Raw genomic sequence first — 13,658 nt, 5'->3', positions numbered from 1 at the left:
TTTGATTCCGGGTCCCGAGCCGTCGCTCGGGACCAGTTAAATCCGCGAATGGATTTTTCGAGACCGCAATGAGGACATCCATGCGCCAACCCGATATCGAGATTTACCTCAAAGACGCCGACGTCGACCACAAGGCCGTCGCCGCCTGGCTGACCCAGGCACTGGGCCCGTGCAGCGAATGGACCCAGAAAGGCCAGACCTACAAATGCAAGGCCGGCGACATCCCGGTGACCTGGCTGCCCAAGGCCGTTGGGAAATGGAACAGCCTGTACCTGGAAAGCGATCGGACCCCCTGGGATGACGACATCGCCTGCGCCCGTGCCGCATTCGCCGCACTGAATGTAGAAGTACGCTGCGCGCCCGGCTCGTGGGTGGAAGAGGAAGGTGAGGAATCGGCCGATCGCTGGATTCGCATCAGTGCTGATGGGGAAGAAGAGATTACCTGGAGGACGGCCTGACCCGGCTCAGATCCTCGACGGATCCAAATGTGGGAGCGAGCCTGCTCGCGATAGCGGTATGTCAGTCGATTATGTATTGCCTGATATACCGCTATCGCGAGCAGGCTCGCTCCCACAAGGGGTTTGCAGTGTTTTTTGGAAGAGTGGGTTACAGCCCCACCACATCCTCAGCCTGCAAGCCCTTCTGCCCTTCCACCACCGCATATTCGACCTGCTGGCCTTCGGTCAGTGAACGGTGGCCTTCGCCGCGGATCGCGCGGTAATGCACGAATACATCCGCCCCGCCTTCGCGCTGGATGAAGCCGTATCCCTTGGCGTCGTTGAACCACTTAACGCTGCCGGTTTCCCGTGCTGCCATGATGTTCACTCCCATTTTTATTTTTTGAGTCGGCTTTTCGAAAGAAAGCCGTACGAACTTTAGCCGCCGTGCAGCCTTCCATAAGGGAAGCCGTGGCAGACACCGGCCGAGTATATGACACTCGAGAAAACTCTCAACTGACTTTACTTCGGCGCTTTTTTGCCGATTTTCGGCGAATCCGGCACACTACCTGCCGCTTGATCTCATCCACTCATGCAGAAGCCGTATGACCCGCTCCCCGTTCCGCCGTCTTGTGTTTGGCACCCTGCGCCGGCTGTTGTACCTCTGGGTTCGCTCAGAGACGATCAACCAGTCGTCCTTCACCCTCAACCTCGACCGCAGCCGTCCGGTGTTCTACGTTCTGCAAGATCCGTCGCTGACCGACCTGGCGGTACTCGACACCGAGTGCACTAAAGCGGGCCTGCCGCGCCCGGTGTTGCCGGTGTCGGTGGGCAATCTGCTGGAGCCGGCGGCATTCTTCTACCTGACGCCTGCGCCGGATTGGCTCGGGCGTCAGGACAAGCGCGGTGCGCCACCGACCCTGACGCGACTGGTCAATGTGCTGACCCACAATGCCGCCGAAGACGCGCAGATCATCCCGGTCAGCGTGTTCTGGGGCCAGTCGCCCGACAGCGAGTCCAGCCCATGGAAACTGCTGTTCGCCGACAGTTGGGCCGTCACCGGACGCCTGCGTCGCCTGTTGAGCATCATGATCCTGGGACGCAAGACCCGCGTGCAGTTCTCCGCGCCCATCCACCTGCAGGAATTGATCGAGCACGACAAAGGCCACGAACGCACCGTGCGCATGGCCCAGCGGATCCTGCGGGTGCATTTCCGCAACCTGAAGGCGGCGGTTATCGGCCCCGACATTTCCCACCGACGCAACCTGGTCAAGGGATTGGTGAACCAGCCATTGGTCAAGCAGGCGATTGCCGACGAGGCCGAGCGGGAAAAAATCTCGGCGGAAAAAGCCAAGGCCCAGGCCCTGCGCTACGGCAACGAAATCGCCTCGGACTACACCTATACCGCCATTCGTTTCCTGGAAGTGGTGCTGAGCTGGTTCTGGAACAAGATCTACGATGGCATCAAGGTCAACAATATCGAAGGCGTGCAAGACATCGCCCCAGGTCACGAGGTCATTTATGTGCCGTGCCACCGCAGCCACATCGATTACCTGCTGCTGTCGTACCTGCTGTTCCGCAATGGACTGACCCCACCGCATATCGCCGCCGGCATCAACCTCAACATGCCAGTGATCGGCAGCCTGCTGCGCCGTGGCGGTGCGTTCTTCATGCGCCGTACCTTCAAGGGCAACCCGCTCTACACCGCCGTATTCAACGAGTACCTGCACACGCTGTTCACCAAGGGCTTTCCGGTGGAGTACTTCGTCGAAGGGGGTCGTTCGCGCACCGGGCGCATGCTGCAACCCAAGACCGGCATGCTCGCCATCACCCTGCGCAGCTTTCTGCGCTCGTCGCGCACGCCCATCGTGTTCGTCCCGGTCTACATCGGTTATGAGCGAGTGCTGGAGGGCCGCACCTACCTGGGCGAGTTGCGTGGAGCCAGCAAGAAGAAGGAGTCGATCTTCGACATCTTCAAGGTCATCGGTGCCCTCAAGCAACGCTTCGGCCAGGTGGCGGTGAACTTCGGCGAGCCGATCAAACTGACCGAATTCCTCGACGGCGAACAGCCGGATTGGCGCGAGCAGGAACTGGGGCCGCAATTCAAACCGGCCTGGCTCAACGCCACCACCCATCGCCTGGGTGAGCGCGTGGCCCGGCACCTGAACGAAGCCGCCGCCATCAATCCGGTCAATCTCGTGGCCCTGGCGCTGCTGTCCACCAGCCGCCTGGCGCTCGACGATCAGGCCATGGCCCGGGTGCTGGACCTGTACCTGGCGTTGCTGCGCAAAGTACCGTATTCGCCCCACACCACGCTGCCAGAGGGGGATGGCCGGGCGCTGATCGAACATGTGAAAGGCATGGACCTGCTGTCTGAACAGAACGATGCCCTGGGCAAGATCCTGTACCTGGATGAGCAGAATGCGGTGCTGATGACCTACTACCGCAACAACGTGCTGCACATCTTCGCCCTACCGGCGTTGCTGGCGAGCTTTTTCCAGAGCGCCTCGCGCATGAGCCGCGAGCAGATCCTGCGCTATACCCGTGCTCTGTACCCGTACCTGCAATCGGAACTGTTCATTCGCTGGTCACTGGAGCAACTGGACGACGTGATCGACCAATGGCTCGAAGCGTTCGTCGAACAGGGTCTGCTGCGTTTCGAAAATGACCTGTACCTGCGTCCGGCGCCAAGTTCGCGGCACTTCGTGCTGCTGACACTGTTGTCCAAAAGCATCGCCCAGGCCCTGCAACGCTTCTACATGACCGTCTCGCTGCTGCTCAACAGTGGCCAGAACAGCATCAGCGCCGAAGAGCTGGAAGACCTCTGCACGGTCATGGCCCAGCGCCTGTCGATTCTGCACGGCCTGAACGCGCCGGAGTTTTTCGACAAGACCCTGTTCCGCCATTTCATCCAGACGATGCTGGACCTTGACGTTCTGCGCAGGGATGAAGCTGGCAAGCTAAGCTATCACGAACTGCTGGGCGAACTGGCCGAAGGCGCCGCCAAACGGGTGCTGCCGGCGGAGATTCGTTTGTCGATCCGCCAAGTGGCGTTGCATCGCAGTGAAGATGCGGCGGATCAGGTTGCTCCGGTGACCCAGGATTGATTCCCATCGGCGCCAGGCTGTTTCCTGGCGCCCTCGAACAAGGAATTGCGCCATGAAAAAAATGACCCTGCTGACCATTGCCGCACTGCTCGGCGCCTGCTCCAGCGCGCCGCTGGCGAGCAAGAACCACCTCGACGGCGAAGTGTTCTACCTGCAACGTATCGCCCTGCCGCCCACTGCGACCCTGAGCGTGAGCCTGCAAGATGTTTCACTGGCCGATGCTCCGGCGGTGGTGCTCGATCAGCAGAGCGGTCCGGTCAAAGGACAGGTCCCCCTGCCATTCCACCTCAGTTATGATCCGTCCCAGGTCAAGCCCGGCCATCGTTACGCCGTGAGTGCCCGCATCGAAGTAGACGGCCAGTTGATGTTCATCAGCACCGAACAACACACCGTGCAACTCGATGGCAAAGATCCGCAGCCGTTGAAGATCCGCGTCAACCCTGCCCGTTGATCCCTTTCAATTCATTTCAAGGACGCTGTCATGCTCCGCTCTACTCTACTGTTCGCCGGCCTTCTGGCCTGTGCCAATGCCATGGCCCTGTCCCTCGGTGACCTGTCGCAGAAAGATGCCACGGGTGGCCTCAAGGACGCTTTGACCCAGGGCGCTCAAGTGGCGGTCAAGCAACTGGGCACGCCTGGGGGATTCAGCAACAACCCGGAAGTGAAAATCGAACTGCCGGGCAAACTCGGTAAAGTCGCCAGCAAGATGAAAGCCTTCGGCATGGGTGATCAGGTCGATCAATTGGAAGCCAGCATGAACCAGGCAGCCGAGACGGCCGTGGTCCAGGCCCAGCCGATTCTGGTCAATGCCGTGAAGAACATGAGCGTGGACGATGCCAAGGGCATCTTGAGCGGTGGCAACGACTCGGCGACGCAGTACCTGAACAAGAGCAGCCGCGAGCAGATCCGCGCCAAGTTCCTGCCCATCGTCAAGCAAGCCACCGACAAGGTCGGCCTGGCGCAGAAATACAACGCCTTTGCCGGCCAGGCCGCGACGTTCGGTGTATTGGATGCCAAAAGCGCCAACGTCGAAAACTACGTGACCGAGCAGGCACTGGACGGCTTGTTCGAAATGATCGGCAAGCAGGAAGCCGCGATTCGCCAGAACCCGGCGGCCGCGGCCACCAGCCTGGCGAAGAAGGTATTTGGCAGCCTCTGAATGAGCTGAACAACGGTGGGAGCGAACCTGCTCGCGATAGCGATTTCAGCCATGACCTCTTCGTTGGCTGTCATACCGCTATCGCGAGCAGGCTCGCTCCCACATTGCTTTGTGGTGAACTGCAATCTGCGATCACCTCGGACCCTGTGGGAGCCGGGCTTGCCCGCGATGACGGCGGCACAGACAACATCGATGCACGCTCATCCAGCGCTATCGCGAGCAGGCTCGCTCCCACATTGCTTTGCGGTGGACGGCAAATCTGCGATCACCTCGGACCGTGTGGGAGCCGGGCTTGCCCGCGATGACGGCGGCACAGACAACATCGATGCACGCTGATCCAGCGCTTTCGCGAGCAGGCTCGCTCCCACATTGCTTTGTGGTGGACGGCAAATCTGCGATCACCCTCCGACCCTGTGGGAGCCGGGCTTGCCCGCGATGACGGCGGCACAGACAACATCGATGCACGCTGATCCAGCGCTTTCGCGAGCAGGCTCGCTCCCACATGACTTTGCGGTGGACGGCAAATCTGCGATCACCTCGGACCCTGTGGGAGCTGGGCTTGCCCGCGATGACGGCGGCACAGACAACATCGATGCACGCTGATCCAGCGCTCTCGCGAGCAAGCCTGCTCCCACAAAAAGATTTGGCGTTCACAGCCTCTCAGTCAGGTTTTCTTGACCCTGAACCAAGCCGCATACAACGCCGGCAGGAACAGCAACGTCAACGCCGTCGCCACGATCAGCCCGCCCATGATCGCCACCGCCATCGGGCCGAAGAACAGGCTGCGCGACAGAGGGATCATTGCCAGCACCGCCGCCAGGGCAGTGAGCACGATCGGACGGAAGCGTCGCACCGTCGCTTCGATGATCGCCTGCCACGGCGTCAGCCCTGCCTCGATGTCCTGTTCGATCTGGTCCACCAGGATCACCGAGTTGCGCATGATCATCCCCGACAGGGCGATGGTGCCCAGCATGGCGACGAAACCGAACGGTTGGCGGAACACCAGCAGGAACAGCGTGACGCCAATCAGCCCCAGGGGCGCCGTCAGAAACACCATGGCCGTGCGTGAGAAACTGCGCAATTGCAGCATCAGCAACGTCAGCACCACCACAATGAACAACGGTACCCCGGCATTCACCGACTTCTGCCCTCGGGTCGAATCCTCGACCGTGCCACCGACCTCCAGCAGATAACCGTCCGGCAACTCCGCGCGAATCGGGTCCAGGGTCGGAAAGATCTGCTGCACCAGGGACGCCGGTTGTTCCTTGCCATAGATATCGGCCCGTACCGTCACGCTAGGCAGGCGGTTGCGATGCCAGATCACGCCCTCTTCGAAGCCGTACTCCAGCGTCGCGATCTGCGACAAGGCAACACTCTGGCCATTGTCGGTAGGCACCGCCAGGCTCGGCAACAGCGTCAGCTCGGTGCGCTCATGCACCGTGCCACGCAACAGGATCTCGATCAGTTCGTTGTCCTCCCGGTATTGGCTGACGCTGGACCCGATGAGGGAACTCTGCAGGAACTTCGACAGGTCGGCGGTGCTCACGCCCAGGGCCCGGGCGCGCTCCTGGTCGACATTCAGGTACACGACCTTGCTCGGCTCTTCCCAATCCAGGTGCACGTTCGTCACGTAGGGGTTTTCGCGAACTTTCGTCGCGACTTTGCGCGCCAGGGCTCGGACTTTTTCAATATGCTCGCCGGTCACCCGGAACTGTACCGGATACCCCACTGGCGGGCCGTTTTCCAGGCGCGTGACCCGGGAGCGCATCGTCGGAAACTGTTCGTTCAGGGTACTGATCAGCCAGCTGCGCAGGGGCTCGCGGTCTTCGATGGTCTTGGCCAACACCACGAACTGGGCAAAGCTCGGTGCCGGCAGTTGTTGATCCAGCGGCAGGTAGAAACGCGGTGAACCGGTGCCGACATAGGCCACGTAATTGTCGATGCCCGGGTGATCCTTGAGTAACGCCTCCAGGCGCTTGACCTGTTCTGCTGTGTTACTCAGGGACGCACCTTCTTGCAGCTTCAGATCGACCATCAGCTCCAGCCGTCCTGACGCAGGAAAGAACTGCTGCGGGACAAAACGAAACAGCATCACCGAGCCGATAAACAACAGCACGGTCAAGGCGATGACGGTTTTGCGCCGACGCACGCACCACTCCACCACCCGTCGGACCCGCTGGTAGAACGGCGTGCCGTAGGGGTCGGGCTGACCGTGACCGGTGCCGTGCTTGGCGGCGTGAATTTTTGCCAGGTCCGGCAGGAGCTTTTCCCCCAGGTAGGGCACGAACACCACAGCGGCCACCCAAGAGGCCAGCAATGCGAGGGTCACTACCTGGAAAATCGAACGGGTATATTCGCCAGTGCCCGATTGCGCTGTGGCGATGGGCAGGAACCCCGCCGCCGTGATCAGCGTACCGGTAAGCATCGGGAACGCCGTGCTCGTCCAGGCGTAGCTGGCCGCCTTGATCCGGTCGAAGCCCTGCTCCATCTTGATCGCCATCATCTCCACCGCAATGATCGCGTCATCCACCAGCAACCCGAGCGCCAGCACCAGCGCACCGAGGGAAATCTTGTGCAAGCCGATCCCCAGGTAATACATCGCCGCGAAGGTCATCGCCAGTACCAGCGGAATCGCCAGGGCGACCACCATCCCAGTGCGCAGCCCCAGGGAAAAAAAGCTCACCAGCAGGACGATCGTCAGGGCCTCTACCAGCACCTGGACGAACTCACCGACGCCGGTCTTCACCGCCGCCGGCTGGTCCGACACCTTGCGCAATTGCATGCCGGCCGGCAGGTTGTTCTGGATCCGGGCAAACTCAGCTTCCAGCGCCTTGCCCAGGATCAGGATATCGCCCCCCTCCTTCATCGCCACGGCCAAACCAATGGCGTCTTCACCCATGAAGCGCATGCGTGGCGCCGGCGGTTCGTTGAAGCCGCGGCGCACGTCCGCCACATCGTCGATGCGGAATGTGCGATCGGCGACGCGGATCGGGAAGTTGCGGATCTCTTCTACCGTCTGGAAATTCCCCGACACCCGTAGCTGCAAACGCTCGCTACCGGTTTCAAAAAAGCCCGCTGTCGAGACTGCGTTCTGTTTTTCCAAAGCCTGTTGGACCGCTGACAAAGGCAGGCCGAGGGTGGCCAGCTTGACGTTCGACAGCTCGATCCAGATTTTCTCGTCCTGCAGACCGAGCAACTCGACCTTGCCCACATCCTTGACCCGTTGCAGCTGGATCTGGACACGGTCGGCGTAGTCCTTGAGCACACCGTAGTCGAAACCGTCACCGGTCAGGGCGTAGATATTGCCGAAGGTGGTACCGAACTCATCGTTGAAGAACGGCCCCTGGATACCCTGCGGCAAGGTATGGCGGATATCGTTGACCTTCTTGCGGATCTGGTACCACAGCTCGGGAATCTGCGCCGAATGCATGGAGTCCCGGGCCATAAAGGTCACCTGAGACTCGCCCGGACGGGAAAACGAAACGATCCTTTCGTAATCGCCGGTTTCCATCAGCTTCTTTTCGATGCGTTCGGTGACCTGGCGCGACACTTCTTCGGCCGTGGCCCCCGGCCAGTTGGTGCTGATGACCATGGCCTTGAAGGTGAACGGCGGGTCTTCGCTCTGACCCAGCTTGGTGTAGGAAAGTGCGCCGACGATGGCCAGCAACAGCATCAGGAACAGTACGATCTGGCGGTTACGCAACGCCCATTCGGAAAGATTGAAGCCCATCGGGGATTACTCCTTGGCCGCCAGGTTAACCACGCGGTTGGAGCGATCCACCGGCCGTACCTGCTGGCCATCGAGGAGCACATGCACGCCGGCCGCCACTACCCAGTCGTTGGCACTGAGGCCCTCAAGCACCGGGACGCTCTTCTCACCAAAGGCGCCGACTCGAACGGGGACCTTCTTCAAGGTGTTGTTGGCGTTGACCACCCAGACATAGGTCGCGCCGTTTTCAGCCGTCAGGGCTGACAGCGGTACCGACAACGGCACCTTGTCGACGGTCTGGATAAAGACCCGGGCGCTCTGGCCCAGCTCGGCCGGAACACTGCCTTCGGCGAATGCGACACGGGCAGCGAAGGTACGGGACTTGGGATCGGCGGCCGGCGAGAGTTCGCGAATATGCCCGCTGAAACGCTGGCCCGGCTGGCTCCACAGTTCGACCGAGACCGGCTGGCCGATCTTGAACCGGCCAAAACTCTGTTCCGGCAGGCTGATCAGCACTTCACGCTCGCCGTCGGTCGCGAGGGTAAAGACGGTTTGCCCGGCTTGCACCACCTGCCCGACTTCCACCGAACGCCGGGCGACCACGCCATCCTGGGGCGCCCGCAACACCGAATAGCTGGCCTGATTGCTGGAGACGTCGAACTCCGCCTGGATCTGCTTGAGACGCGCGGCACCGGAGCGGTAGAGATTCTCGGCATTGTCGTACTGGGAACGGCTGACCATCTGCCGGTCCAGCAATTTCTTGTAGCGATCACGCTCGGCCCGCACCAGGTTCAGGTTGGCCTCGGCCGCGGCCACCTGGGCCCGGGTGGCTTCCAGTTGCAAGCGCACGTCTTGGGGATCAAGTTCGGCCAGTGGTTGGTTGGCCTTGACCCGCTGCCCCTCTTCGACCAGTCGTCGGCTCACTTTACCGCCAATGCGAAAAGCCAGGTCCGGCTCAAAACGGGCCCGCACTTCGCCGGGGTAGCTGTCAGTGGCCTGGGCCGAAGGCTCTGGCTTCACGACCATGGCGGGGCGCACGGCGACCGGTACCGGTTCGTCATGACCACACGCAGATAATAAAAAAACCAGGCTGACTGGCAGGGCGAGGGGCAATGCGTGGCGCAACATGGCGGCAGACCTTTCGCTAATGGTGCTTGGAATAATTATACTGACGGGTATGGTATTAATAGCAAACTCACCAGTCCAGTATTAAAGCGAAGAATGTCGAACAATCTTTTACCCTCCAGCGGCCCCGGCCGCCCGAAGGACCTGGCCAAGCGCCAGGCCATTCTCGACGCCGCCAAACGGCTGTTCATAGAGTTGGGTTACGCCAATACCAGCATGGACACCGTTGCCACCGAGGCGGGCGTGTCGAAACTGACGGTCTACAGCCACTTCAATGACAAGGAAACGCTGTTCTCCGCTGCAGTGATTGCCAAGTGCGAAGAGCAAGTACCGCCGCTGTTCTTCGAGTGGCCGGACGGCGTGCCTATCGAACATGTGCTGTTGAACATCGCCCGTGGCTTTCACTTGTTGGTCAGCAGCGAAGAATCGGTGAACCTGCATCGGCTGATCATGGCCCTGGGCAGCCAGGACCCCAAGCTTTCGGCGATTTTCTACCAGGCCGGCCCCGAGCGGATGCTCTCGGGCATGGAGCGGTTGCTGGCCAAGGTCAACCAGAGCGGTGCCCTGTGCATCGAAAAACCCCGTCATGCGGCCGAACATTTCTTCTGCCTGATCAAGGGCGCGGCGAATTTCCGCTTGCTGTATGGCTGCGGCGCGCCGCTGGAGGCAGAAGCGGCCGAGGAGCATGTGCAGGAGGTGGTGGGGTTGTTCATGCGGGCGTATCGGCCCTAGGTTTTCGGGGCCCGGAGCGGCCTTGATCGCGAGCAGGCTCGCTCCCACAGTGGATTGGCGTCGCTCAAAACCCGTAGGAGCAAGGCTTGCCCGCGATGAAATTTATGCGTTTAGCCCTGAAACCGAGGCGCCTTCGTCGCGAGCACGCTTTGCTCCCACAGCTCAAGCCTTTGCACGGTGCCTTGCGCGGGCGCTTCCCACAGTGGAATGGCGTTGCTCAAATCCGTGGGAGCAAGGCTTGCCCGCGATGAAACTTATGCGTTTAGCCCTGAAACCGAGGCGCCTTCGTCGCGAGCAAGCTTTGCTCCCACAGCTCAAGCCTTGAGCGCTTTCTTGGGATAGATGTCGTACCGACTGGATTTGCCATCGAGCCCATGACTCGGCTTCGGCCCTTCGATGCACGGTGCCTTGCGCGGGCGCTTGACCACTACCCGGTGCGTCGCCAGGGCCAGGGCTGCGGCCAGCAGCGCCGGGGCGTCGGGGTCGTCGCCGACCAAGGGCCGGAACAGACGCATTTCCTTCTTCACCAAGGCGGTTTTCTCACGGTGTGGAAACATCGGGTCCAGGTAGATCACCTGGGGCGGCTCGCCTTCCCAATTTTGCATCACCTCGATGGAATTGCCCTTGAGCAAGCGCATGCGGGCCACAATGGGCGCCACGTCGAAATCCTCCGCGCCACGGGCCAGACCGTCCTCCAACAAGGCACCGATCAGCGGCTGGCGCTCGATCAGGCTCATCTCGCAGCCCAGACTGGCCAGCACGAAGGCATCCTTGCCCAAGCCGGCCGTAGCATCCAGCACACGGGGACGCACACCCTGGGCGATCCCCACCGCCTTGGCGATCATCTGGCCGCTGCCGCCGCCGTATAACCGGCGATGGGCCGCACCACCCTCGACAAAATCCACCCGCACCGGCCCCGGCGCGTCCGGCCCCAGTTGTTGCAGTTGCAGCCCGTGTTCGCCGACCTGCAAGGCAAACTCGCCATCGTCCACCTGCAAGGGCAGGCCAAGGCGCTGGGCCCAGTGCTCGGCCTGAGGCTGGAAGACCGGGGCCAGGGCCTCGACGTGGATGCGGCAGGCCGCGGGTTGCTCACTCATGGAAGTTGTTCATTCATGGAAACATGCTCAAAAAATTAAGGATCGGCAAAAACGGCCGATAACAACGGTGAACGGCATTTTGCCAGAGCTGAGCGTCGACCGAGAAAAATGTCAGACATTCATTCCACATCGATAGGCGTTATCTCCCGTTACGGTGATTACAGCCTGCGCAACACCCAGGCCCTGAGCGGCGTCAGTCACCTGTGGCAAGATTTTTTTGCCCGGGCCCTGGCCGATCAGTTGGGTGAAAACGCGCCAGCGCCGGGCAGCTACCAGCCCGTCGCCCTCGATGAGGCCGTTGAACCGACCCTCGGTGCCGAACTGCTGGACCACATCGTCAGCCAGCGCACCTGCGATGTGAAAGAGACCCAGGTCAAGCCGCCTGAACCGCTGTTCCTGCCCATCGCCGAATTCGAACTGGACCTGCTGGACAAGCCATTCCCCCCCTTCCCACCGGAAGAAATCAGCGCCCAGCAGAAACAGCAGAACTTCGAGAGCAACTGGGTTCGCCCCATTGTCCTCGCTGCTGGCCAACCATTGCCGGAACCCGGCCCGGCGCCGCAGCCACGCCCGTTGCACCTGCCGATTGCCGAGTTCGAACTCGACCTGCTGGACAAGCCCTTCCCGCCGTTCCCGGAAGAAGAAATCGTCGCCCAGCAGAAAGCCCTGGACTTCGACACCCGCTGGGCACGCCCGATCGTATTGCAGAACCTGCGTATCGCCGCCTGATCACCTACAGATCCACCAAGGCCCCACATCCAGGTGGAAATGGTTTCGGTGGGCTGCGTTGTAGTCCGGACTCAAGACCACACTGAACATGTCACAGGCACCGTCGCGCACCTGATGCAGGAAACGCGCGTCGGCGCTGTCCTTCGGCCAATCCCGGAGGACGCTGACCGTGCGACCATCGGCCAGGCGAAACCCGGCGATGTCCAACGCGCTGGCCGTGGCATGCTGGCTACGCGCGCCGTCTTCACGACCGTACATGTTGCGACAGGCGAAACTGCCCAGGTGATCGACTCGCGTCACCTTCTGCCCATAGGCCGCCTGCGCAGCCGGTTGCAGCGCATGCCGCTCGAACAGGGCGAATGCTACGGCCAGGGAGCAACTGGCGAGGAAACTGCTGCTCAACGCCACCTCACCGCCCTGCACCCGTAGCACATTGGTCAGCGGGCAACTGGCCGCAGGGTTGCTGTCGGCCTGGTGGGCAACCTTCAGCCCCGCAGTGGCCAGAGCCTGCTCACACAGTTGCGGGTCATTGCGCAAGGCCATGAGCTTGTAGCGGGTCAGCAGGTTCGGCGGTGCATTGACGTCCAGGGGTGCCCAGGGATTCCATGCCGGCGGCACCGGCAACCAGCCCCGCCACACCCCCAGCACCGCGGCGCCAACGACCAGCACCAGCAACGAAATGCCTTTCGCAATCCTCACGATAACGCCTCGACCATCAATCCTTGAACAACTGGTTGGCCTGCTTGAACGTCATCGAGCGACGGGTAAAGGTGAACGTACCCTGCTCGCGGATTTCCCCGGCGGCGCGCATGAACTCACCGTACGCCGCCAGGGCCAGGGCCGAGCCGACACTGATGCGCTTGGCGCCCAGTTCGCTCAACTGCGCGAGTGTCAGGTCCAGTGCCCCGGACATCAGCACGTTCACCGGTTTTGGCGCCACGGCCCGTATCACTGCGAGCACCTGCTCGGCGGTACTCAACCCAGGGGCATAGAGCACGTCGGCGCCGGCGTCGGCGAACGCTTTCAGTCGACGGATCGTGTCATCCAGGTCGGGATTGCCGTGCAGGAAGTTCTCCGCCCGAGCGGTCAGCACGAACGGATAAGGCAGGCTACGCACCGCTTCGGCCGCCGCCTTGACCCGTGCCACGGCATGCTCGAAGCAATAGATCGGGCTGCCTTCGCGCCCCGTGGCATCTTCGATGGAACCCCCGACCGCACCGGCTTCTGCCGCACGCAGCAGGTTGCGGGCGCATGCTTCGGGCGCGTCGGCGAAACCGTTCTCGAAATCGACCGCTACCGGCAGGTCAGTGGCGGCCACGATCGCCCGGACATTGGCCAGGGTGTCTTCCAGCCCCAGCGCGCCATCCGGGCGTCCCAGGGAAAAAGCGTGACCGGCGCTGGTGGTGGCCAACGCCTCGAACCCCAGGCTGGCCAACATCTTCGCGGAACCGGCGTCCCACGGGTTGGGAATGACAAAAGCCCCTTCGCGTTCGTGCAAGGCTTTGAACGCCTGGGCCCGACGGGTTTGCGCATCCATGGAGGTCACTCCTGAGCAGAAAAGGA

At 61.6% G+C, this 13,658-nt stretch carries 12 protein-coding genes; 6 read left to right on the top strand and 6 right to left on the bottom strand.

Translation table 11 applies throughout. The features are described 5' to 3' along the window. The first annotated feature begins 80 nt into the window (after positions 1–80). A complete protein-coding gene (locus tag PCOSP_RS05570) occupies positions 81–458 on the top strand; it encodes a hypothetical protein (RefSeq protein ID WP_258631331.1) in 378 nt (125 codons plus the stop codon). A 148-nt stretch (positions 459–606) separates the two neighbouring features. On the opposite strand, the gene PCOSP_RS05565 is transcribed toward PCOSP_RS05570, so the two are convergent. Beyond that, the gene (locus PCOSP_RS05565; RefSeq protein ID WP_003198198.1) at positions 607–816 is read right to left on the bottom strand and encodes a cold shock domain-containing protein; all 210 of its coding nucleotides are present in this window, start codon (positions 814–816) and stop codon (positions 607–609) included. Positions 817–1,042: 226 nt separating this feature from the next. Here PCOSP_RS05565 and plsB point away from each other — a divergent pair, with 226 nt between their 5' ends. Genes plsB through PCOSP_RS05550 form a run of 3 tightly spaced genes read left to right on the top strand, consistent with a single transcriptional unit; the run spans position 1,043 to position 4,703 of the window. After that, positions 1,043–3,544 (top strand): glycerol-3-phosphate 1-O-acyltransferase PlsB, encoded by a 2,502-nt coding sequence (gene plsB, locus PCOSP_RS05560; protein ID WP_139647330.1) that lies wholly within the window; start codon positions 1,043–1,045, stop codon positions 3,542–3,544. A 52-nt stretch (positions 3,545–3,596) separates the two neighbouring features. Then, a complete protein-coding gene (locus tag PCOSP_RS05555) occupies positions 3,597–3,995 on the top strand; it encodes a YbaY family lipoprotein (protein WP_139647328.1) in 399 nt (132 codons plus the stop codon). 30 nt (positions 3,996–4,025) lie between these two features. After that, the gene (locus PCOSP_RS05550) at positions 4,026–4,703 is read left to right on the top strand and encodes a DUF4197 domain-containing protein (protein WP_041020847.1); all 678 of its coding nucleotides are present in this window, start codon (positions 4,026–4,028) and stop codon (positions 4,701–4,703) included. 664 nt (positions 4,704–5,367) lie between these two features. Here the strand turns inward: PCOSP_RS05550 and PCOSP_RS05545 are convergent. Then, a complete protein-coding gene (locus PCOSP_RS05545) occupies positions 5,368–8,433 on the bottom strand; it encodes an efflux RND transporter permease subunit (protein ID WP_139647324.1) in 3,066 nt (1,021 codons plus the stop codon). A gap of 6 nt (positions 8,434–8,439) precedes the next feature. Beyond that, positions 8,440–9,540: an efflux RND transporter periplasmic adaptor subunit gene (locus tag PCOSP_RS05540; protein ID WP_139647323.1), complete on the bottom strand. Its 1,101-nt coding sequence runs from the start codon at positions 9,538–9,540 to the stop codon at positions 8,440–8,442. A 93-nt stretch (positions 9,541–9,633) separates the two neighbouring features. Between PCOSP_RS05540 and PCOSP_RS05535 the strand changes: the two genes are divergently transcribed. After that, a complete protein-coding gene (locus tag PCOSP_RS05535; protein ID WP_175385110.1) occupies positions 9,634–10,269 on the top strand; it encodes a TetR/AcrR family transcriptional regulator in 636 nt (211 codons plus the stop codon). A 314-nt stretch (positions 10,270–10,583) separates the two neighbouring features. Here PCOSP_RS05535 and PCOSP_RS05530 read toward each other — a convergent pair whose 3' ends face one another. Beyond that, positions 10,584–11,366 (bottom strand): class I SAM-dependent methyltransferase, encoded by a 783-nt coding sequence (locus tag PCOSP_RS05530; protein WP_464710503.1) that lies wholly within the window; start codon positions 11,364–11,366, stop codon positions 10,584–10,586. Positions 11,367–11,474: 108 nt separating this feature from the next. Between PCOSP_RS05530 and PCOSP_RS05525 the strand changes: the two genes are divergently transcribed. After that, the gene (locus PCOSP_RS05525; RefSeq protein ID WP_139646123.1) at positions 11,475–12,095 is read left to right on the top strand and encodes an energy transducer TonB; all 621 of its coding nucleotides are present in this window, start codon (positions 11,475–11,477) and stop codon (positions 12,093–12,095) included. On the opposite strand, the gene PCOSP_RS05520 is transcribed toward PCOSP_RS05525, so the two are convergent. Both PCOSP_RS05520 and PCOSP_RS05515 read right to left on the bottom strand, forming a co-directional pair. Beyond that, entirely contained in the window at positions 12,096–12,788 is a 693-nt protein-coding gene (locus PCOSP_RS05520) for an extensin-like domain-containing protein (protein WP_464711876.1), read from the bottom strand. It abuts the gene before it with no gap. Between the two features lie 22 nt (positions 12,789–12,810). Beyond that, positions 12,811–13,632, bottom strand: a complete 822-nt coding sequence (locus PCOSP_RS05515; RefSeq protein ID WP_464710502.1) for an isocitrate lyase/PEP mutase family protein — start codon at positions 13,630–13,632, stop codon at positions 12,811–12,813. Positions 13,633–13,658: the final 26 nt, after the last annotated feature.

Source organism: Pseudomonas sp. MAFF 730105, from assembly GCF_055380705.1.
Note: the sequence above shows the minus strand (reverse complement) of the source record. Positions and strands in the feature narration are given on the sequence as shown.